Annotated in this window: 19 protein-coding genes; 7 read left to right on the plus strand and 12 right to left on the minus strand. The window is 60.2% G+C overall.

The annotated features are described in order from the left end of the window. Positions 1-12 precede the first annotated feature (12 nt). From NL528_RS37405 to NL528_RS37435, 7 genes are all read right to left on the minus strand, one after another. Positions 13-504, minus strand: a complete 492-nt coding sequence (locus NL528_RS37405) for a hypothetical protein (protein WP_309179367.1) — start codon at positions 502-504, stop codon at positions 13-15. A 362-nt stretch (positions 505-866) separates the two neighbouring features. After that, positions 867-1,754, minus strand: a complete 888-nt coding sequence (locus tag NL528_RS37410) for an alpha/beta fold hydrolase (RefSeq protein ID WP_309179368.1) — start codon at positions 1,752-1,754, stop codon at positions 867-869. A 24-nt stretch (positions 1,755-1,778) separates the two neighbouring features. Continuing rightward, on the minus strand, positions 1,779-3,197 hold the full coding sequence (gene hydA, locus NL528_RS37415) for a dihydropyrimidinase (protein WP_309179369.1): 1,419 nt from the start codon (positions 3,195-3,197) through the stop codon (positions 1,779-1,781). After that, positions 3,197-3,970, minus strand: coding sequence for an aspartate/glutamate racemase family protein (locus NL528_RS37420; RefSeq protein ID WP_309179370.1), 774 nt, complete (start codon positions 3,968-3,970; stop codon positions 3,197-3,199). Before NL528_RS37420 ends, hydA begins: the two co-directional genes overlap by 1 nt. Then, entirely contained in the window at positions 3,967-4,776 is an 810-nt protein-coding gene (locus NL528_RS37425) for a GntR family transcriptional regulator (RefSeq protein ID WP_309179371.1), read from the minus strand. The genes NL528_RS37420 and NL528_RS37425 overlap by 4 nt, the downstream gene beginning before the upstream one ends. After that, positions 4,773-5,564 carry an aspartate/glutamate racemase family protein gene (locus tag NL528_RS37430; protein ID WP_309185163.1) on the minus strand — a complete coding sequence of 264 codons (792 nt, stop codon included), beginning with the start codon at positions 5,562-5,564 and terminating at the stop codon, positions 4,773-4,775. The genes NL528_RS37425 and NL528_RS37430 overlap by 4 nt, the downstream gene beginning before the upstream one ends. A 63-nt stretch (positions 5,565-5,627) precedes the next feature. After that, positions 5,628-6,932, minus strand: a complete 1,305-nt coding sequence (locus NL528_RS37435; RefSeq protein WP_309179372.1) for an MFS transporter — start codon at positions 6,930-6,932, stop codon at positions 5,628-5,630. Positions 6,933-7,351: 419 nt separating this feature from the next. Between NL528_RS37435 and NL528_RS37440 the strand changes: the two genes are divergently transcribed. Continuing rightward, a complete protein-coding gene (locus NL528_RS37440) occupies positions 7,352-7,654 on the plus strand; it encodes a hypothetical protein (RefSeq protein WP_309179373.1) in 303 nt (100 codons plus the stop codon). A 975-nt stretch (positions 7,655-8,629) separates the two neighbouring features. Continuing rightward, on the plus strand, positions 8,630-10,537 hold the full coding sequence (locus NL528_RS37445; protein ID WP_309179374.1) for a KUP/HAK/KT family potassium transporter: 1,908 nt from the start codon (positions 8,630-8,632) through the stop codon (positions 10,535-10,537). A gap of 298 nt (positions 10,538-10,835) precedes the next feature. On the opposite strand, the gene NL528_RS37450 is transcribed toward NL528_RS37445, so the two are convergent. After that, on the minus strand, positions 10,836-12,005 hold the full coding sequence (locus NL528_RS37450) for a saccharopine dehydrogenase NADP-binding domain-containing protein (protein ID WP_309179375.1): 1,170 nt from the start codon (positions 12,003-12,005) through the stop codon (positions 10,836-10,838). A gap of 394 nt (positions 12,006-12,399) precedes the next feature. On the opposite strand from NL528_RS37450, the gene NL528_RS37455 reads away from it, so the two are divergent. Next, the gene (locus NL528_RS37455) at positions 12,400-13,638 is read left to right on the plus strand and encodes a complex I NDUFA9 subunit family protein (protein WP_309179376.1); all 1,239 of its coding nucleotides are present in this window, start codon (positions 12,400-12,402) and stop codon (positions 13,636-13,638) included. Between the two features lie 577 nt (positions 13,639-14,215). Here the strand turns inward: NL528_RS37455 and NL528_RS37460 are convergent. Both NL528_RS37460 and NL528_RS37465 read right to left on the minus strand, forming a co-directional pair. Beyond that, on the minus strand, positions 14,216-14,848 hold the full coding sequence (locus tag NL528_RS37460; protein WP_375144101.1) for a hypothetical protein: 633 nt from the start codon (positions 14,846-14,848) through the stop codon (positions 14,216-14,218). Positions 14,849-14,934: 86 nt separating this feature from the next. Beyond that, positions 14,935-15,117 (minus strand): hypothetical protein, encoded by a 183-nt coding sequence (locus NL528_RS37465; protein ID WP_074279014.1) that lies wholly within the window; start codon positions 15,115-15,117, stop codon positions 14,935-14,937. A gap of 266 nt (positions 15,118-15,383) precedes the next feature. On the opposite strand from NL528_RS37465, the gene NL528_RS37470 reads away from it, so the two are divergent. Continuing rightward, positions 15,384-15,602, plus strand: coding sequence for a hypothetical protein (locus NL528_RS37470; RefSeq protein WP_057855775.1), 219 nt, complete (start codon positions 15,384-15,386; stop codon positions 15,600-15,602). A gap of 474 nt (positions 15,603-16,076) precedes the next feature. Continuing rightward, positions 16,077-16,232, plus strand: a complete 156-nt coding sequence (locus NL528_RS37475) for a hypothetical protein (RefSeq protein WP_309179378.1) — start codon at positions 16,077-16,079, stop codon at positions 16,230-16,232. A gap of 494 nt (positions 16,233-16,726) precedes the next feature. Here NL528_RS37475 and NL528_RS37480 read toward each other — a convergent pair whose 3' ends face one another. Beyond that, the gene (locus NL528_RS37480) at positions 16,727-16,858 is read right to left on the minus strand and encodes a hypothetical protein (protein WP_309179379.1); all 132 of its coding nucleotides are present in this window, start codon (positions 16,856-16,858) and stop codon (positions 16,727-16,729) included. 85 nt (positions 16,859-16,943) lie between these two features. Between NL528_RS37480 and NL528_RS37485 the strand changes: the two genes are divergently transcribed. Continuing rightward, positions 16,944-17,213, plus strand: a complete 270-nt coding sequence (locus NL528_RS37485; RefSeq protein WP_309179380.1) for a hypothetical protein — start codon at positions 16,944-16,946, stop codon at positions 17,211-17,213. 1,034 nt (positions 17,214-18,247) lie between these two features. Beyond that, positions 18,248-19,054: a hypothetical protein gene (locus tag NL528_RS37490; RefSeq protein ID WP_309179381.1), complete on the plus strand. Its 807-nt coding sequence runs from the start codon at positions 18,248-18,250 to the stop codon at positions 19,052-19,054. Between the two features lie 1,007 nt (positions 19,055-20,061). Here the strand turns inward: NL528_RS37490 and NL528_RS37495 are convergent. Continuing rightward, complete coding sequence (locus tag NL528_RS37495; RefSeq protein ID WP_309179382.1) at positions 20,062-20,529, minus strand: hypothetical protein; 468 nt, start codon at positions 20,527-20,529, stop codon at positions 20,062-20,064. Positions 20,530-20,865 lie beyond the last annotated feature (336 nt).

Raw genomic sequence — 20,865 nt, forward strand, 5'->3', positions numbered from 1 at the left:
GGACACGGCTTGCTACCTACAAGCCTTGCGGTCGGCTTCCACGATGGTCGCGGCTAGATGTCCCAGTCGGCGCGCAGCTTGTCCGTGGCTGTCGACCGAGCCGCCAGCTCGCAGAGCCGCCACTTCATCTTCAAGCCGTGCGGTCACTTCCTTAGCTGCCATAGTCTCGGCAGTCGCCTGCAGCAGCTCAACCGTCAGGCGAGCTGAGCGCTCGCACTCGCGCTCGAAATCTGCTCTGTCATCCGCTGCCCTTGCTTCGAGCCGCACGATCTCCGCCTTCAAGGCCTCGATCTTTGCTGCAAATGGGGCGACCTTGGCTGCCTGGCGACCACGTGGCGGCCGGGGCGTATGCCGTATTTCAGCGAGATCAACGCTCACCAGGGCTTTGCCATCATCCGAAAGTGAGCGCGGCAACCGGCGTCGCTTGGCAAGCGAACGAGCGGCCTCTGGCGAGACTGTCAGGCGGGCACCTAGAGCGGTATATGTCAGCGCCTCAACGGACATCGGCTGTTCTCCTAGAACGAACCGGACGGTAATCGGCTGATGATGACCGGGCGATGACCGCAAGCTAGGCTGCGTTGGTTAACAGATTGTTAACGGGCGCCGCGACGAGGCACACTTCGACGCTGCTATCGACTACAAGAGCGGAAGACGTTGGCGCTCGCGCAGATTATAACAATTGGGGTCACGTCACTCACCCTCACGGATTGCAAAATCGAACGAAAGGTTTGCAATCGTCAAAAATACAAGGGCGAACGCTTCCCCTACTCACAGGTCCGAGCAGACGGCCATCGCGCTGGTCCACATGCAGGGCAGGTTCTGATTCGAGAAAGGACGGCAACGATCTCCGTCGCGTACAGGCGACGCTATCCCTTTTGCATTCCGGTAATGGAAGCGCTGACGGCGCGAGGATCGCGACTCGGCCAGCGCTCGCTTTCGACCTGGGAAAGGAAATCGCCGACGATCCGATTGTATTCACCCGGCTCTTCAATATTGATTGCATGACCCGCGTTCGGCATCACCACGAGGGCTGCCGATGGAATGCTTTGCTTCATGAGGATGCCCGGCAAAAGGCACGGCCAGTCCTCATCGCCGGTGATAATAAGCGTCGGCACGATGATGCGCCGCATTTCTTCGACTAGCATATAAAGCGACGGGCGCTCCTTCTGAACACCCTGCTGAGTGTTAGCTGATCCGACCGCGGAATGCTCGGCCAGCATCGCTTTGAACTCGGCGTGGCCGCGGGGATCCTTGTTTTCATACTGAACGCGGGTCGGCCCATAAGCGTATCGTTCGGCGAATGCCGGCATGCCGTCGGTCCGTATCATGCCGGCGATCACGTCGGCTTCGGCCCGGAATGTGTCGCGCTTGTCGAGTTCTGCGCCGTAACCGCAGCCACCGATACACAGCGACAGCGCTCGATGCGGATGTCGCAGACCGAAATGGAGCGTCGCGAATCCACCCATCGACAGTCCGATAACATGCGCCTGCGGCTCGCCGAGATGATCGAGCACAGCGAGGATGTCATCGGCGGCGCGAGCCTGCGAATAGGAGGAGACGTGCTCCGGCACGTCGGACGGCGGGAAACCACGTGCGTTGAAGGCGATGGTACGATAGCGTTTTCCAAAATGGCGCATCTGCGGCTCGTAGCTGCGCAAATCGCCGGCGAATTCGTGAACCAGGATCAGCGGACGGCCCGATCCGGTTTCCTCGAAATACAAGCGCACTCCGTCGTCCGTGGTGGCATAGGGCATGTCGGTCTCCGTCCAGCTATTGGTTTATCGTTGCGCCGAGTCGGGTCGAGCCGGCGGCCTGGTTCGCTGCAAATAGGTGCCGTGGCCTTTGGCGCCGACCAGGACGCCGTCATCGACGACCACGCGCCCGCGGACCATGGTCAGGACCGGCCAGCCCGTCACTTCGAGCCCTTCATACGGTGTATAGTCCGAACCGTCGTGGACGAGGTCGTGGCGGATCGTGACCTTTCGTTTCGGATCCCACAATGCGATGTCGGCGTCCGATCCCACCGCGATCGTTCCCTTGCGCGGATAGAGACCATAAATCTTGGCGTGATTGGTTGCGGTCAGCGCGACGAAAGCATTGAGGTCAATTCGGCCCTTGACGACGCCTTCCGAGAACAGGATCGGAAGACGCGTCGCTACGCCTGGAATTCCGTTCGGCACCCAGCGGAAACTGGTACGCCCCTTGGGCGCGAGCTTGCCGTGCGGATCGTCGTAGCGGAACGGACAATGGTCCGAAGAGAACACCGAGAAAACGTTCTGCTGCAGGCCCTCCCAACACGCCTTCTGACTGTCAACGTCGCGTGGCGGCGGCGAGCATACGTATTTGCTGCCTTCCATGTTCAGCTGGTCGAGGTCTTTCTCCGTCAGAACCAGGTATTGCGGGCAAGTCTCGCCCATCACATTGAGTCCGCGTTGCTGGGCGCGGCGGATTTCTTCCATCGCCCCGCGGTTCGATACGTGCACGATCATGATCGGCACGTCGACGAGTTCGGAAAGCGAAATGGCGCGATGCGTGGCCTCACGCTCGACCGGGATCGGCCGCGAGGTCGCATGAAAGCGCGGCGCGGTGTTGCCGGCACGTTCGAGGCGGTCGGTGAGGAAGCGGATGGCATCGAAATTTTCCGCATGCACCATCAGCACCGCGCCGGTCTCGCGCGCGACCGCCATCGTTTCGAGAAGCTCGCGGTCCGAAAGCGCCATGCCTTCATAAGTCATGAACACCTTGAGCGAGGTGTAGCCATCCTGCACCAGCGCCGGCAGTTCCTGCCCGAGCACCTGATCCGTCGGATCGGTGACGATGAGATGAAAGGCAACGTCGACATGACATTCTCCGTCCGCCTGCGCGTGGTAATTCCGCAACGCCTCGCGGAGCGTTTGGCCTTTCTGCTGAAGACAAAACGGCAGCACTGTGGTGTTGCCGCCGAATGCCGCCGAACGCGTGCCTGTGGCAAAGCCGTCGGCCATGACGATGCCGTCGCCCGAGGGCTGGGCGAAGTGAACATGGCTGTCGATGCCGCCCGGCAAGACCAGCCGATCCGTCGCGTCGATGATCGTTTCCGCCGCCCCGAGATCGTGGCCCAGCGCCACGATTCGACCGTCACGGATGGCGAGGTCGCAGGCAAACGTGTCTGCGGCGGTTGCAATCGTGCCGCCGCGAATGATGGTGTCGAACGGCATCAGAGCGACCCTCCTTTCGCGTCGGAAGACCGCCTGTGCTCGATCACCGCGGCCAGTGCCTTCGCCAATCCGATCGTCGGCTTCGGATCCGGGCGACGAAACGTCCCGGTGATGGCCTTGCGCGGCTTGAGCGTGACCAGCGTCTCAGCCTGGCGCACGGCGGCCGCGGTCGGATCGACCACCGGGACCGGAATTCGATCACGGACCTTGTCTGCCAGGCCAGCCAGCGGTGCGCCGGACAAAATGACGACATCGGCATCGTCCTGTTCGACCGCGCGGTTCGCCAGTGAAACCAGCATGTCCTCTTTCTCGGCCTGGACATTGGAAATGGACTCGAACGTGCCGTCGAGCGTGCGTATGCCGGCGCAGCGGGCATCGAGCCCGTGCATGGTGACGCATTCCTGATACCAGGGCGCCAGCGCGCGAGCGAACGTCACGATGGAAAACCGGCGACCCAGCATACAGGCTGTCAGCATCGCCGCTTCGGCAAGGCCGACGACCGGAATGTCGAACAACTCTCGCGCCCCGAACAGGCCGGGATCTCCAAACGCTGCGATGATCGCGGCGTCGACGCTGGAATCGGCCGCAGCCAGCATTTCGAGCGCAATCGCGCCGCCGATCTGTGCTTCGGCCCGGGTGGCGATATAGGGCACGCCGCGCTCGGCGGTCGCTGCAACCAGTTCGGTCCCCGGCGAAATGACCTTTGTGCCGGCGCTATAGAGCAGATCGGTCACGGCGCGGGTGGTGTTGGGATTGAGCAGCAGGATCTTCACGGACCGGCCTTTCTCGTCATCGCGGCCCGGACATTGCGCGGCGGTTTCGCGGCATCCGCATCGTCCGCCTGCATCGGCAGCGCACTGGCCACGACCTCACCGGTGCGGCGGACATGGTGCCCAAGCAATTGTCCTGCACGGCTGGCGTCGCCAGCCTTGAGGGCTTCCAGAATCTCCTGATGATCGCGTACCGATTCATCCCATCGTCCGAGAACCGACAGGCCAAAGAAGCGCGCGCGCTCCGCGCGCGGCAGCAACACGTCATGGGTGGCCTTCAGCACGCCGTTGCGGGCAAAACCGACGATGGCGCGGTGAATTTGCTGGTTGATCTCAAAATAGTGACGCATTTCGCCGCGGCCGTGATGCCATTCGATGCTGGCCTGCAGCGCCTCGAGCTGCTCCAGATCGCGCGGCTCCATCCGTGTTGCGGCGAGTTCCGCCGCGCACCTTTCGATGCCGCTCAGCGCCTCGAACAGTTCGGTCAATTCGTCACGCCGCAGCGGCGCGACGATGGCAGTTCGGTTGAGGCGAAGCTCGACCAGACCTTCGGATGCCAATTGCTTCAAGGCTTCGCGCAACGGCGTCCGCGAGACCCCGAGCGCATCGGACAGATCGGCTTCAAGCAATTGTTGTCCGGGCGCGAAATCGCCGCGGACGATCAACAGACGAAGCCGTGTCGCGGCCCGCTCATGGAGGCCGGTTCGCGGCACACGGAGCAGCCGTCGCGGAAGCGCCGCCACATCCCGTGGCCGCTTGGGCCGGGTCTTGGCCTTGGTCCCGATCGCGGTCGATTTCGTACGGTTCATGAGGATTGGTGCCTTTGAGCATCCCGGGGACGATCCACGAGCGGGCTCGCGGGACCCGCGAGACCAGGCCTCGTGAACAAGCTACCCCAGCCCTGGATACGCCGCGGATCTATTCCGGCCGCGATCAAGCACGCCCACAGCGTTACCGCAATCGAATCGAATACCGGGACTCCGAGCTGCTGTTCCAGACGATGCGCCACTCCGGCGCCGCGCATGTTGGTGCAGACCACGGCTACGGCGTCGCAGCCCTCGCGCACGACGTCTTCGATCAAGCCGGCCACCTCGGCTTCCGGCACTTCCGCGAACGAAAAATTATCCTGCAGCGAAAGGTGCCGCTCCGCGACACACTGCAGTCCTTCGGAGCCCCAGTTGGCAATGATCTTGTCCTGGACTTCCCTGCGATAGGGCGTCACCAGTCCGATGCGCGTGATCCCGAGGCGCCGGAACAGATCGCGATAGGCGAGCACGGTGGTGCACGCGCGGATGCCGGTCGCCTCGGTTATACGTTCGCACAAGCGCTCGTCCCGCTCGAACCCCAGCCAGCTTGCCGATGTTCCGTTCCAGGCAATGATGTCGACTTTGGCATGCGCCAGAAGCTCTGCCGCACGCAGGATTTCACTGTCGTCGAATTGGCGCAGCGCGGTTTCCGACAAGGCGATTTCAGTGACCTTGAAGCGCGAGAAATGCACCGAGATATCCGTACTGCCGGCCAGCATCGCGTTGGTGATCGGCTCAAGCGCGGTGTTGGACGATGGGGTCAGCATACCGAGACGGACCGGCCGCGTGATCATACAAAGCCTCATGACTATGAACCCGGTGGGGCGGTCATCTCCACCCCACCGATACCGTGTTCAGACCGGCAATTTGCGACTGTAATCGATCAAGGTCGAACAGATCAGCAGCGCAACGCCGGCGGCGGCAAAGTACATCAACGCCAGGAAGTAGGATCCGGTAGCCTGAACGATGAAGCCGACGATCAGCGGCGTCAGGATGCCGGCAATGTTGCCGCCGAGATTCATGCACCCGCCGAGGAATCCGGATTTTTCGCGACCCGCGAGCGCGGAGGGAATGGCCCAATACATCCCGCACCAGCGCAGGAAAAACAGGGTGGCGGACAGCAACACCACGACGGCGACCGGATCTGTCACATAGGCCACGAAGAAGATCGATATCGTGGTTGATATGGCGGCAATGCCGAACAAGGTCCGGAATACCAGGTTTGGCGAACCTCCGCGGCTGCGCCAGAAGTCACCAATCCAGCCGCCGACCAGTTCGCCAACAAAGCCGGAGAAGAATATGATGAAGGAAGCACCTCCGAGCGTCTTGATGTCAAAGTGGTGAACCTTGAACAGATAGGTCGGCATCCAGGTCAGCAAGCCATAAAAGGTGGTGTTGAAGAACATCCAGCCGAGGCACATGCACCAGACCGAGCGATACCGGAAGTAGGACATCCAGCTTCCGCCGCGCGACGCCGGGGTGGCTGCGTCTTCCAGCGCGTGCGACTGTTCGATGTAACGCGCCTCCGCTTCGTTGACTGACGGATGCTCCCGCGGCGCGTTGCGAATGTAGTACCAGGCCAGCAGTCCGCACAGCATGGTTCCGACACCGGCGATGACGAAAGCGATGCGCCAGGAATTGAAGGCTGCAATCAGCCACGCGATCACGATCGAGCCCAGTGCCGCGCCCAGCGGTGCGCCACCGTCGAGGAGCGTCGCACCGCGCCCCCGCTCGGTCTGCGTCATCCAGATGGCATTGAGCTTGCCGCCCGCGGGATAAATCGGCGCTTCCGACGCACCCAGTCCAAGCCGGGTCAACAGCAACACCGGCCAGTTCGTGGCCACCGCCGCAATAGCCTGGAACGCTCCCCAGAAAATCGTCGCCGATGCGATGACGATTCGCGGCTTGAAACGATCCGCAAGCATGCCGCCTGGAACCTGCATGAACGCGTAGGTCCAGAAGAACGAGCTGAGAATCAAGCCCTGCATCGCAGGATCGAGATCGAATTCCTTGGAGATCAGCGGCATCGCGACCGAGAGCGACGCGCGGTCGATATAGTTGATCGAGATCAGAAACAGCATCAGAAGAAAAATCTTCCAACGAACACCGGTTGGTTTGGCTACGTCGGTCGCCGCGACGGCTGAGATTGTATTGCTCATTATTCTCTCCAATTACCGGCAATCGAAGTCTGGTTTATTTGGCGCGTATCAGCAATCATTTTTTGTATGTTGCATACGATATTGTGTAAATAGTTGATATTGTGGCCAAAATTGACAGGTTATGGTCTGTGCCTAGTGTCTGGCAATCGCTATGCCGGATGGGTTTCGCGCGGCCGAACCGCCAACCAGTGGGCGACGGCTGTGCAAGGTTGCGGGCCATCTCGTTCGCCTGCGTAGCGTGCGGGGGAAAACAACAAAATTCGCGCGTCTAGCGCCGAAGAGGTTCTTGCTCTGACCAAGGTCAACTGGAACACCACCCAGTTTGACCAGAAACTTCCGGCTCCCATCAAGGCTGCCCGCGAAGTCGGGCGCATTCTCAAGCATATCATCAGGCACTTGGCCGTTCCTTTGATGAATTCATGATCACGGGACCAGGTCAGCCGGGACAAGACAAGCTGGAGATACTTGCGGCCAGTGGTTCATCGGTTAGCGGTGCAGCGCTTTCGGAGGCCGCTCATGAAGCATGGCAGGTCATTTGGGGGCAATTCGCCGCGACACTTCCAGAACAGAGCGACGCATGGGTCGTCATACGCGCGATAGACAGCACCTTCTATGAGGTCACGTCGTCGGACGAAGCGGTACTCAATGCCGTCCGATCGACTTATGAGGACGTGAGAGTTGCATCCAGCCCTGCGACTTTCGCTCCGATTGAGCGCATCTAAAGCGGAGGGAAGCAAGCCTTGAGTGCGGCGATGGGTCAACCGCCGTCGCTCCATCCGGCCTTGCCCGCTCGACCCCTGACAGCATACCTTGTGGCGATCACTTCGCATGTCGGCTTGGGCCCAAGCTGAAATCCGATCTGGAGGTGGCATGACACATTGGACCGAAAGTGTCGTCGTAATTTTGCTGGCAAGCTTTTCCGGCGTCGCGAGCGCGCAGGTGAGATGCGACGCGATACCTCACGGACCGGCGCGCACCGATTGCTATCTCGCCCTAAGTCAGTTCTATCGGGGACAATCGGACCTTGCCGCTGCCAGAGCGCGCGTTCAATCAGACGCCGCGTGGTATCGGGCAATTACGGGGACAGACCCGCCAAAACATAGACTGCAGCGTCAGCAATAAAGCTGTCGATACCGTCAGGGTGAGTCAGTGGGTGACTTCTGGTGTGGGTCATTCGCGTCGATTTGGCCCAATCTCGATCATGCCCGGTCTGTCCCTGAAAGCCGACGCTGGGCCATGGATCGGGCTCATCGTGTACGGACCAAATCCAGACTCATGACCGAAGCAAAAAGGGCGTTCTGTTCGATCACCTCGTCGACGCCAGTGAGCACGGTTCATTCGGGCAACCCCGCTTTCCGAAGACCCTCAATCGACAGCTTTATGTTTGCTGTCCCGCCCCGACCGATCCACGCAGATATTGTGAAGGCGGGATCGACCTCAAGCAGACGCGCCGCGGCCTCACGGGCCTCAGCATCACGTCCCAGATGGGGGGAAGCTGAAAGCGGACGCGAGCGTTTCGCCATTCCGCGGACCCGCAGCGCGTGACGGCAAGCCTTCTGCGACCGAACATCTCGCGTTTGCGAGATACCACTTGGCCGATGCGCCTGTTAGCTCAATACCGTAGTTGACCGCACGGCCCGCTTCCCAGCGCAGCATTTTCATGCATACTTTGCGCAACCGTCGGAAGGGACGTGCGCATGGCCCAGGTCCTTCAGGCTGAGGGGAGGCCGCGGCAAGATCCCCAGAAGCTGCCCGCCGCCGCGGTGCTGACGGCACTTGGAGTTGTCTACGGCGATATCGGCACCAGCACGCTGTACGGGCTGAAACAGGCCGTCGAGGCCGGCGGGGCGCCCACGCCAGAAACGGTCACTGGCACCGTGTCGCTTATCTTCTGGGCGCTTCTTCTCATCGTCGGACTCAAATACGCCATTCTGATCCTGCGCGCCGACAATCATGGTGAGGGCGGCATCGTGGCTCTGCTCGCGCTGTTGGATGCAAGGCACGCACCGCGCGGAAGCGCGCGCGCCTCCCTGCTCGTCGTCGGCCTGATCGGGGCCGCGTTGCTCTATGGCGATGGCGTGATCACGCCGGCGATCTCGGTGCTCAGCGCCGTCGAAGGTCTGAAGATCGACGCTCCCGCCCTGGCACCAATGGTCGTTCCCATCACCATCGCGATCCTCGTCGGCCTGTTCCTGGTGCAGCGCAAGGGAACGGAGTTCGTCGGCAACATTTTCGGGCCGGTGATGTTCATATGGTTCGTCGCAATTGCCTTGCTCGGCCTCAAGGGCATCATGCAAAGCCCAGCCATCCTCGCCGCGATCAGCCCCCATCATGCCGTTCTCTACCTCAGTCACGCGGGACCCGGCATCGCCTTCGCCGTGCTCGGCGCCGCCTTTCTGACGCTCACGGGCGCGGAGGCCATGTATGCCGACATGGGGCATTTTGGCCGGCTGCCCATCCAGCTCGGATGGTTTGCGATCGTGTCACCCGCCTTAATGCTCAATTATCTCGGCCAGGGAGGGCTGCTTCTGGCCGATCCCCATGCGGCCGAGAATCCATTCTACCTGCTCGTGCCGCGATGGGCGCATTACCCGATGGTGGCGTTCGCGACCATCGCCACCGTGATCGCCTCACAAGCTATCATCTCGGGCGCATATTCGCTCACCCAACAGGCAATGCAGCTCGGCTTCTTGCCTCGCATGCGGGTGCACCACACGGCAAGCCATGAGAAGGGGCAGATCTACATCCCCGTGGTGAATTGGCTGCTGGCGGCCGGCACGCTCACCGCCGTGCTCCAGTTCGGCTCGTCCGACGCCCTCGGCGGGGCGTATGGCATCGCCGTCGCGATGCTGATGGCGATCACCACGGTGCTGGCCGCTCTCGTCGCCCTGAGATGGGGCTACAACCCGCTTCTGGTCGTGGGGGTGAACGGGTTCTTCCTCGTCATCGAGCTGGTTTTCGTTGCCGCGAACATGGCGAAGCTGGTCGAAGGCGGCTGGTTCCCGCTCCTGCTGGCAAGCGTCATTGCATTCCTGATGCTGACCTGGCGCACCGGATGGCAGTTGCTTGAGCAGGAGCGCTCCAAGCTGCGCCAGCCGGAGGACGCATTCATCGAGTGGGTCATCAACACGCCGCCCATACGGCTACCCGGGGCGGCGGCGATCTTCACCGCGGCGACCACCGGGATCCCGCTCTGCCTGACCCATCACCTCAGGCATAATCGCGTGCTGCATGAGCGCGTGCTGTTTATCGCGTCTATCATTGTCGACGAGCCGCGGGTCGAAGCCAGTGAGCGGGTCAAGCTTGTCCCGGTCGGCGCGGGCAGTACGCGCGTCCTCTTCCATTTCGGTTTCATGGAAACACCTGATGTGATGGAGGGACTGAGGCTTGCCTGCCGCAAGCCCGAGCTTGCCGGCATCGATCCTGATAACATTACCTACTATTTCAGGCGCGTGATGGTGATCGCGACCGATAAAGTAGCGGGCATGGCGGTCTGGAGAAAATCCCTGTTCGCCACAATGCACCTCAACGCCAACCTCCCGGCGGCGTATTTCGGGGTTCCGCCCGCCCAGGTCGTGGAGGTTGGCCTCGAAGTCGAAATATAGTGCTATCCACGGACTCCGAGATCGTCGACTTGTTAGATCCCAGCCACGAAGTCGCCGAGAAGCGGACGAACGGCAGCCGCGCTACGATGTCGGCTGGGTCCGACGCGGAAGTCCGGGCCGGCGCCAGCCGCGTCCGGGCTACGCGCGGAAGCCGACGTATCCAATGGTCGCCGCGTTCTTCCAATCAGGGCCAGAAGCGGCCCTTGAACCCGTATTTGAGGCTCACGCTCGCCAGGCCGCGCTTTCGTTGGGGTTACGATCCGTAATCCAGCACGCCGCTGCGGTTCCGAGCGTTAGCTCAACGCGCGCTGAAGGTGAGGCCGGCGCGCTCCTTCAGACGCTTGCGCAACGCCGGCCCCATCAGCGCGCCGGGCGTCCAGGTGCCGCCCTCGCCCTGCACGTCGCGCACGAGGCAGAGAGCGCTCTCGGCGATCATCTTGCTGGTCGAGCCGTAGCCCGGATCGCGGTCGCCCGTAACTACCGCTTCGACCCGTCGGCCATCCGGCAGCTCGCCCAGGAAGAGGATGTCGTAGAAGCCCTTCTCGCGCTCTTCCCGAGTCGGGCCTGCGCCGGGTTTGAGGCCGCCGGTCCTGAACAAGGAAACCATCGTGGCGAACGTCTCCGTCGACACGCGAGCGATTTCCCCAAATCCCGGCGCGACCATCATCTCGTCGTAAACGAAGTCCGTGCCGTAGGGATGACCCAACAGGAAATTCGTGCGGTGCACGTTCTTGGTGTTGATCGGCGCCATTGGGAACGGCACGAGCCACGCGTTCATGCTCGGGTCGTAATGGGGGATGAGGCCCGACGGCTGAGACGGCCCGGTGAACCCCGGCGTCAACGCGAAGGGATCGGTCAGCAGCCGGATCAGCGCCGGGTCGCGCGCGGCGGCGGCCAACGTCGCCTGAGCGCTCGCCGCGGTGCCGCCAGACATGCCGCCTTTCACGTTACGCAGGCGAGCTTTGACCCGCCGCGCCGGGCGTCCGAATTTCTCGCGCGCCTTCTCCTGCAACGTGAGCACGCCAAGATCGAACGGGATGGAATCGAAGCCGCAGGAGAAGACGATGCGCGCGCCGGTCCGTTTCGCCTCTTCGTGATGGGCGTCGATCATGCGCCGCATCCAAGCCGGTTCGCCGCACAGATCAACATAGGCCGTGCCCGTGGCCGCGCAGGCCGCCACAAGCTCGGGACCGTGGAGTTGATAAGGCCCGACCGACGTGATGATCACGGCCGCACGCTCGCACATCGAACGCAGGCTGGCCGGCTCGGCGGCATCCGCCTTAACCAAAGGCAAATCGTCTGGTGCGCCGATGTCGGCACGCACCCTCTGGAGCCTGTCGGTCGAGCGTCCTGCGATCGCCCAGGACGGAGCATCGTCGCCGCGATAGGACGTCGCCAGATATTCGGCAATGAGACGGCCGGTGTAACCCGTCGCGCCATAGACGATGAGGTCGAAGTCTCGCTTCACGACGTTGGTCCTCCTCGATACCCGGGAGAGCTATCTTTAGATTCCTGTGCAATCGCAGGACAGGAGGACGCCCAGCACGAGCAGCAAGTGCCATTTGAGGGTCCGCCGCTTCATTGAACCGTCCGATCGCGTTTGACGGAGGATACCACAGTTTCCGCCTTGGGGCGCGCAACGTCCGGTGTGGGGTCATCCGCGTCAGTTTGACCGGACACCGGCGCACTCCGGTCTACCCCGGTGAACGGACATTCTCAGGATAGGCGGGCATGTCTCAAGGGTGCCAACAGCAGCCTTCGCGGGCCATTTGGTGTAAACGGATACCCAAAGGACGCAGGTCGTCTGCCCGTTTAGAACGGGTAATTGGCCAGCGGTAAAGCCAACAGCAAGGTGGACTATGTTGAAGCACTGGCTCATTGACCTCATTGGTCACGTTTCCGGTCTCAGCGATGCACAACTTAGGCAAATTGAGAAATCGTTGCCGGCGAGCAAGGCGCTGATCGATCTTCTCAATAGGGCACAGCCGATCATCGAACAGGCGCACAAGCTGTACGCAGAAGCTGAGCCGCTGATCGATGAAGCAAAGAAAGAGTGGCAGACTGTCGGCCCCGCGGCGCAAATTTTGATCGATGTTATCGGGCATCATGTCAACAAAGGTAGTTCGCCGGCAGAGGCCGCTGAGGCAGTCCGCACTGCGCTTGACGGCTCAATCAAGAGCGTCGCCCAGGATCATTGGATCGATCAGCGAATGAGCTGCGTAACCGTGTTTGGGGGAACTGGCTTTGTTGGCCGTCGCGTCGTGCGCTATTTGTGCGAGTCCGGCGCCAAGGTGCGCGTCGCCTCGCGGCATCCCAGGGGGGTTGAGGGCGACGACGTCAAACAGATCGCCACCGACGCACACGACGAGCGCTCCGTAGAGGCCGCCGTTGCGGGCGCCGATGGCGTGGTCAACGCCATTAGCCTGTACGTCGAGCACGGAAGCGATACATTTCATTCGGCGCACGTCGAAACGGCCGCCAGGATCGCGAGCGTAGCGCGGCGGGTCGGGGCCAAACGGCTAGTTCACCTATCAGGAATCGGCGCCGACGCGGCCTCGCCTTCGCCTTATATTCGCAGTCGCGGCGAAGGCGAGGCGGCCGTGCAGGCCGCATTCCCTGGCGCGGTTATCATACGCCCAGCGGTGATGTTTGCGTCGGACGACGGCTTTCTCACGACAATTCTCAGGCTGCTTCGGGTCCTGCCGGCTTATCCGATATTCGGCGACGGCAGGACGAGGCTCCAGCCGGCGTACGCGGATGATGTTGCTGCGGCGATTACACAAGTTCTGCGGCAGAGCAAAAAGCCGTATCCTGTCTACGAACTGGCCGGCCCACGCGTCTATTCATACGAGGAGTTGTTGCGGACCATTGCCCGTACCGCAGGTTTGCGGCCGGTGCTGATGCGAATGCCGTTTGCCTTATGGGAGGCACTTGCCGGCGTCGCTGAAATCTTGCCGCACCCGCCCCTCACCCGCAATCAGGTCGAGCTTATGCAGATCGACACCACAGCCTCGGACAACTTGCCGGGGTTTCGTATGCTCGGCATTTCGCCGCGATCGCTCGAAGAAGAACTCGAAGCGATGCTCAAGCAAAGCAAATGAGGAAACTCAGCAAAATTGCGATCGGACAGCGAGGAAGAAATGGTGCCGACCGACATCTGACGCGACGGTGCGATGTCCGAGTTGGGGTCACTCGCGTCGTTTTGGCCGCCCACCCACACGCCGCATAGGTTCGCTCAGTCGCCGACCCCTTCATCCAAATCAACCTCATCAGCAATCGCGGCGACCGCTGCGTCCCAACTCAATTCTGGGTGTTGCAGCAGATACTCGGCGACGCTTTCGCATCCAGTTCGTCGTTGCTCAGTTCACGTTCCGTGTTCATGTTCGAAGTGTCGTTGGTCTTGCTCACGGTCTTCTCCATTCAAGCCAGCGCGGATCATCCTTCGCTGTGCGGGCACACTGGCCCAACACTTCCGCCGCTACTGTGACCCTGGTCACATGTCGCTGTTGTCGTCGTCGGTCGTGATGACGCGATGAGCGCGAAGGGCTTGCGGATGTCTGCATCACGCTCAGAAGCGGACATTTGGGCTGGCCTTCAGCACGTCTGCTTTGTGCCAACAGCGGACTCATGCGCTCGATGGCAACCGATAGGGCGGGCTTATATCTTGCCAAGCGCGAGCTATTGTTCTGACGACAGGTGGACCATCTGGCGCCCACCATTCATCGCCTTGAGGCTGTTGACGTAATTCTCAGGGCGCTGCCAGCGATTAGGAACTTTCAATCCCATAAAACTTGCGATGTCGCCGATAAATCCTGTGCAATTGAACGTTTCAGCGTTCCACACCGGCGAAGTCGCCTGCAACTTCTTGATATAGGCGAAAACTCTTTTTGCGTCTGACTCACTCAAGTAGACTCGGTAACTCGCAGTCAGGTATTGCGGATCAAGATCGCCGTAACTTGCGCCGGTCTCGGACGGCACCCACGTCACGTGCCCAAGTACATAAGCCAAGGTGTCTCCCGCAGGGGTGAGGCCTGCGACTTCAACTTGTCGCTCGCTCGTCTTCCCATACCAGACGAAGGCGTGGCCCCAGCTTGCCGCCGTTCTGGCTCGGAAATCGACGTAGTACGGGCCCTTTGCTGATCCCAGCCTTGCCGTCGACTGTGCTGCCGGTTTGGATTGACTGGCCTCACGGGACTCAAGCGCATTCGCGTTAGCGGTGCGCTTGAGGAGTTCCTGGGACGTAAAGCGTTCCGATCCGACGCGAGTGTCGATCTCGCGTGCGGAAGCCGATTGGAAATTGCACGGCAACAAAACAGCCAGCGCGAATCCCCCAAGCCGGCATAGTCTCCTCGCTCTATTGGCCACGCTTCGTCCGTTCACTGATTCAGCGAGGCCTGTCAGTATCGTGCCGCGACGGGCGTCTTGCCGATCGGTGTCTTCCCGATCGGGGTCTTGCCAATCGGCATCTTGCCAACAGGAGCTTGCGGATAGACGGGCACCGGCTGTCGGTGCGGGAGGTCGGCAGCGCTCGCGGCAGCCATCATGCCAAGCGTTGCAAACGCAACAGTCACAATTTTCATCACGGTACGTCTCCTTTTGGTTAGAAGAACAGACAGCAACCTGCTGACAGTCCCTCCAAAGCAAGGAGTGAGCATCGACCTGCGAATACGTCCAGAGTGCGGCAGAACAGCCCCCCTTGGGGAAATACGTCTGCGTGAGACAGATATGACACATGCCAGACGGTTCCATCCCAGACGTTGATCCTTGGGGGGTCCAATCACGTACCGCCCTATTTTCATGTGTGCTACCTAGTTGGGTAGCAAAATGGTGACAGGAAAAGCAGATCATGACTGACGATCAGGTCAATCTCGTCGTTCAGCACCTTTGCGAGCAATTGCACTTGGCGCTCCGATTGAAGGGCAGCGAAGCACATCCACCAAACGCCAAGGATATTGGATTCGATCCTGCCTCTGTAAGAACTGTATTGCTGACCGGGTTGCGTTCGGCAGGTGTCACGATCCACCACGAGGCAGCCGGGGCGAGCGAAGAGCCGCCGTGGTCCTAAATGCAAAACGCGGGACAGAAGCCCCGCGCCAATGTCTCAGTTGGGTCCTACCGAACGCTAAGTCGCGGGGCGGCTTTTTGAGCGAGTTTATCCTGGCATAAACGGCACCCGGAGAGCGTTTCAGTTTCTTGGCAATCAGACCGACCTTGACCCGGGATATAATAAGCTCACGTAATTGAGCCTCCTCCGCGGGTGTCCAAGGGCGCCCGGCTGGGCGTGGACCTGTCATTTATGAAATTCCCCCGTTTAAGGGCTTATCCAATCGCAACGAGCGCGTTGCCGCAAGATGCGGTGAGACTTGGGCGCTGAACCGGCGCTCCACTGCCACGCCGCGCCGCTGGCTCCATGAACGTCGCTGGTGTCTCGCCGATTGATGCATTTCATTCAAATTGAAAGAAGGGGCTTTCTTAAATTTTTTGAGCCTACAAACTCCGCGCCCGATGCATTTCTAGGGCGGACATTTTGGAGATTGCTATGAACGTCATTTCAAACGTTTACATGCGCGTCATTCCCGAAACGCAGACCAGCGTTCAACCCCTCAAGACCGTCGCACTGTTTTGCGGTATTGGTTTGGCCGCCTCTCTTTGCATGGCATCTTTCGGTCTTGATATCGGTGCCGGATTTTTCTGACGGTACCGTCACCGTCGTCCCGGATGTGCCAGCCCGCGAAACAAAACCCGCATGATGGGATCAAACAGCGGCGCCAATCAGTACTGAGTGGACCATTCGATGGCGCCAGCGTCTGTAGTCAGGATGTCCGCTTTGCAAAACCGGACCTTCCTCAAATGTGGCTTTTGACCCAGAGCTGAACTCGTGGCCGGACCGCCTGTTCTTTGGACGACTTACGGGCGCAACCTCACGACGCAGTGTCTGCGTTCACCGGCAGGGTGAACTGAAACGTGGCACCGTGGGGTAGGTTTGCCGTGGCCCACAGCCGGCCACCGTGGGCTTCCATGACCGAACGCCCGCACCGAAGTGCTTTCTAAATCAAAAGTTAATGGCGCCGGCGGACTGCGAACCTACCTCAGCTTCACGCATTCGGCGTTCTCGTGAACATAGTGGAACTTCCTCATGTCCAACACCTCGGTAAAAGTCGCTTTCGCATTGGCGATCTTCTCTCATGATCAATCGCCAGGAGTCGTGCAATGAATATTGATCTTGTACAGCAGCGGTGATTCCGTGTCCCGCACCAGCTCCATTATTTCGCGAGCGAGTTTGCTGTCGGGAATTCTGATTCCCGCAAGATCGGCATTCATTGCATTTGGACTATCCCGACGATGGTGTACCGGTCCGGGTAAGCCGGGTTCACGTCTGAGCTCGATAGCTGATTGAGAGGGAGCCATGTCAAGCAAGATTGTCTTTGGGGTCGCATTGGCTCTGGCGTCGTTATCGCTGGCAAACATCGGATCTGCAGAGGGCGCCTCGTCACTTCACAAGGGACCATGGCCGATTCGCAATGGTCGCGATTACCAGCCAACCGAGCATGAGCTTAGAGCCTTGCATCAGGAGGATGTCACGCCCCATCAGGCGCGCGAGATCGACCGATTGTACGATCAGCTCCTGGCAAGCAGTGAAAACGCTCGCAATCGGCATCCCGCACCCAAACATTGATCGCGCTGTTGCCGAAACCGATTTCTTCCAACTCGCGTGACGCTGCTTCCTGTTCGTAGAGGCGCAGAATTCAGCCGGCAAGAATTCGGCCACCTCTAACGTGGAAAATCGAAACTAGGGGCGACACTGCTATCCGCCGCCGGCAATGGCCGCTGCAACCTTACGCGCGCACCATTTGCGTGCGCTTTCCCGGAAGCCAAATTGAAGGAGTTTATACTCCTCGTTGGCTCTGACTTTGTTGATCAAGGTGACAATTTATCCAGCGTTACGCTTAGTCACTCGCACAAGGCAAAGCACGCCGGCCAATTCTATGCACCCAACGCGATGAGGCAAACCCGATAGTAACGGATCTCGCGAACCCAGTCCGGTCTTCCCCCAGCGGGATTTCGTGACACTCGCAGAGATCAAACGAATGAGGGAGCTCTGCCGCGTCCCTGCAAGGGAGCAAAGCACCCAAATTCCGCCGACTAGTCCGTCCGTATCATCAAGGTTGGAGGCTGTTGTTTCGCCGCAGGACGCTCCGCGGGCGCGTCTGAAACAAAGCCGGGTACAGGAGTAGAGTAAGTTCTAGCAATCCAAGCAATTTATTACTCGTCTACCAACATGAAGCGAAAAAATGCCAAACATCAGTAAAGGACCTCGCCTCTGGAAACGACCTGCCGAGCCGGGCCGTCAAGCACTAATGGGTCGTCAATATCGGTGCCGTCACCCCAACCAATGCAGTCGACCGAGATGCCGCAGCGAGACGGGGCTCAACTTGGATGCGCTGGGACCAGATGGAAGAGTAAGGGTTCCTTCCGTAGTTCTCCGGCCGTGAACATAGTTCCGCCTCGTCGGCTGCGTTAAAAACGCAGGGACAGTTCAGGTGTGAGCTTGTAAAAGAGGCGATGTGACGTGCAGGCTGCATGCTCATCCCTAGGAAGCTACGCAGGCTGCAAAAGCCATCTGCGTTCCGTTGAATGTCAGCTCGCCGTAGCGCAGATGCGCGGATCGCTCTCAGGCGGGAGACATTGCGTTTGATACGGAGCACCCACATGGATTCCACGCTGGACGACAAACTCGCGGAAGGGCAGTTCGCGAGCTTCGAGGAGCAGCTTTCGAACCTGGCGCGCGAAGCGGGAGTCAATCCTTCGGACCCGCCGACCAGCATGAAGACGTTTCGCGCTCCGCCGGCAACAATTCATGGATTGGCGGATTGGCGCTACCTGGCTTTCGTCGGTTCTCTGTTGGCAGCATCCATTGGTGTCGCTGCCTGGTGGTGGTCGTCCTCCGTTCATACGGAGACGATGGCCCCCTCAGACCCAGCACCTCCGACACTGGCCGCGCCGAAGGACGCCGCGTCGACTAATGTCGCGCCGAATGCGGTCGCCCTGTCGTCCGACTTCGCGCAGCAGCTCCAACCGATAGCGCGCGATCTCGCTGCCTTGAGGCAAGCGGTCGAACAACTCGAGATGAGGCAAGAACAATTGGTCCGCGACAATGAAAATGTCGCGAGCCAACTCAAGGCGAGCAACGCAGAAATGGCACGCAACAACAATATCATCGACCAGATCAAGGCGACCCAAATACAGATGGCGCGCGAAAGCGCGGCGGTTACCGAGCGGCTCAACGCAAGCCAGGAACAACTGGCCCGCGTCATCGCCAACGCTTCAGAGCCAAAGGTAACGCCTGAAGAGCCAAAGGTGAGCCCCGAAGAGCCAAAGGTGATGCCCGAAATACCAGTGCCGCGTCCGCGGCCGTCGACCAATGTCGCCCAGACGCACAAGCCGGCGCCAACCCCGGCGCGGCCGCAAGCTAAAAAGCCGCAACCGTCATCGGCATGGCCATGGTCAGCGCGCTAGTGCCGTGACGTACTGACCCAAGCGCTGATGCCGGTGCTCAAGCGACACCGACCGACGATGACTGCCGGGCAATTCTGACTTACGGCAATTGAGCGTTATAGTTCGTTGGGGCGATCGATCTTGAGCCGCTTTGCGTTTGCAGGGCTTACGGCGTCGCGATTAATCCGCTAGCTGTTGCAACTATCCAGCGGTTGCCCCAACGCACGATAGAGTCGATACGCCCAATGCCGGGCACCGTGTCGCCGCGCTTTGCCATCCGAACCCCATCGGGCCCTCCGAGGACCGCGGTTCCGCCTCGAACGTCAAGAACTGTCCAACCCTCAATGGTCGTCGGTCCTGTCTCTGGCGCCGGCGTCATAGGTCCCTTGGGCGCTATCGAGCCGGTCGGCGTCATATCTGCTTGTTCCACAGATAATTGAGCCCCATCCGAAGCCGCGGCTAGAGACTTGGCGGAAACGCTCGCTCCAACTGCGGAGATCTGAGTTGCGCCTGATGGTGTTCGCAAACCTAACGTGGACGTCGTCTTTCGGGCACCTTCGATCCTCCCACCCAACCTTGTTTCGGCAACTCGATGTGAAGGCGCTTCTGTCTGAGTGATTGGATTGAGGGCCAAGATATTTGCAGGACTGTGCCAACTAAAGCCGCCAGCCCATCCCAATGCAAAGCCCGCAACCAGTGCGCTTGCGACCAGCCAAATAGTGCGCTTTCGATCGCCGTCTGGCTTCAACAACGCCAGGATTTCATCTCCATTGGGACTTGAGAAATCCCATGGCTCCCCGGTCGCAGGCTGCGTTATGACTTCGCTACTGCCTTCATCTCCAGCCGACTCGATCCTTTCCAAGGTATTCGCCTGGTGCAATTGCATGATCGGACTCCTTGTGGTCCCCAATGATCATGCTTGGAACTAAACCAACTATTAACGGCGAATCAGCCGCAAGGCTTGGGCTGGAATAAATTGGGCGGAGGGCGATCATTAATCGCAATGGAGCCGGATCGCTGAAGTGACGTCAGGAATCACACGGGGGTGATAAGTTCAGCTTTCTTAGGAGTGGATCCAGCCCGTCTGAACGACACCGCTTAACGTCACTAACCTGCTTTGGAGGCTTATCAGCAGCGTCCATCTTTGATTGCTTTATGATGTTGGCTCTATTGTTTGCGGCCTTGGCCTTGAGATCATGCGGATCGTGCCAATGACGAGGAATAATGTCGCGATGCGGTGGAATAGCGGCTTGCTTTGGTGCTGGTGGTGGCAAATCGGCTTGGCCTTGTTCGTTAGGCTGAACATACACAACATCCACCCTCTCAGCGGCAGTCGGCGTGTCCTGATTGATTACAAGCGGCAGGCGATCAGCCTTGTTACCGGCCACTACAGGCATGACAACTTCTGGCGCGGGCGGCGCGGATTTCTTCGCAGCTGCAGCAATAACACCTAGTCCAGCCAGGCAAGCCACTCCAAGCGCGACGGCTCTAATCACGTGGGAGCCCCCTAAGCAGAGAGGCTCCAAGCCTCGTGATCAAATTGGTCCAGAATGAGGCCGCTCGGCCAATGTCACTGACCTAGGCGCTGGCGCCGGCCGTCCGGCGGTGACGCACCCGGCGACGCTCCGTGCCCGCGCGCTGGAGTGGAGGTGGTGCAGCGGGAGGTCGGACAAGTAAAACAACGGCGCCGCTCGGCTCTTCTGGTATTATCTTCTGTAGCGACGCCTCGATCGAGGCGAGCAAAGCTCGGCCAGCTTCAGTGATCTGCCAGCCGGACGTGTCACGCAAGACCAATGCTTGGGTAAAGATATCGAGGCCAGGCACACGCGCCG

Origin of the sequence: Bradyrhizobium sp. Ash2021 (genome assembly GCF_031202265.1) — a bacterium.
GTDB lineage: Bacteria > Pseudomonadota > Alphaproteobacteria > Rhizobiales > Xanthobacteraceae > Bradyrhizobium.

What these genes read in the sequence shown, in the direction of transcription:
- NL528_RS37425 (WP_309179371.1), bottom strand. Translation starts at nt 4,776, where the DNA reads ATGAACCGTACGAAATCGACCGCGATCGGGACCAAGGCCAAGACCCGG.
- NL528_RS37470 (WP_057855775.1), top strand. Translation starts at nt 15,384, where the DNA reads ATGACTGACGATCAGGTCAATCTCGTCGTTCAGCACCTTTGCGAGCAA.
- NL528_RS37480 (WP_309179379.1), bottom strand. Translation starts at nt 16,858, where the DNA reads ATGAATGCCGATCTTGCGGGAATCAGAATTCCCGACAGCAAACTCGCT.
- NL528_RS37410 (WP_309179368.1), bottom strand. Translation starts at nt 1,754, where the DNA reads ATGCCCTATGCCACCACGGACGACGGAGTGCGCTTGTATTTCGAGGAA.
- NL528_RS37435 (WP_309179372.1), bottom strand. Translation starts at nt 6,932, where the DNA reads ATGAGCAATACAATCTCAGCCGTCGCGGCGACCGACGTAGCCAAACCA.
- NL528_RS37475 (WP_309179378.1), top strand. Translation starts at nt 16,077, where the DNA reads ATGAACGTCATTTCAAACGTTTACATGCGCGTCATTCCCGAAACGCAG.
- NL528_RS37485 (WP_309179380.1), top strand. Translation starts at nt 16,944, where the DNA reads ATGTCAAGCAAGATTGTCTTTGGGGTCGCATTGGCTCTGGCGTCGTTA.
- NL528_RS37440 (WP_309179373.1), top strand. Translation starts at nt 7,352, where the DNA reads ATGATCACGGGACCAGGTCAGCCGGGACAAGACAAGCTGGAGATACTT.
- NL528_RS37465 (WP_074279014.1), bottom strand. Translation starts at nt 15,117, where the DNA reads ATGAAAATTGTGACTGTTGCGTTTGCAACGCTTGGCATGATGGCTGCC.
- NL528_RS37405 (WP_309179367.1), bottom strand. Translation starts at nt 504, where the DNA reads ATGTCCGTTGAGGCGCTGACATATACCGCTCTAGGTGCCCGCCTGACA.
- NL528_RS37490 (WP_309179381.1), top strand. Translation starts at nt 18,248, where the DNA reads ATGGATTCCACGCTGGACGACAAACTCGCGGAAGGGCAGTTCGCGAGC.
- hydA (WP_309179369.1), bottom strand. Translation starts at nt 3,197, where the DNA reads ATGCCGTTCGACACCATCATTCGCGGCGGCACGATTGCAACCGCCGCA.
- NL528_RS37445 (WP_309179374.1), top strand. Translation starts at nt 8,630, where the DNA reads ATGGCCCAGGTCCTTCAGGCTGAGGGGAGGCCGCGGCAAGATCCCCAG.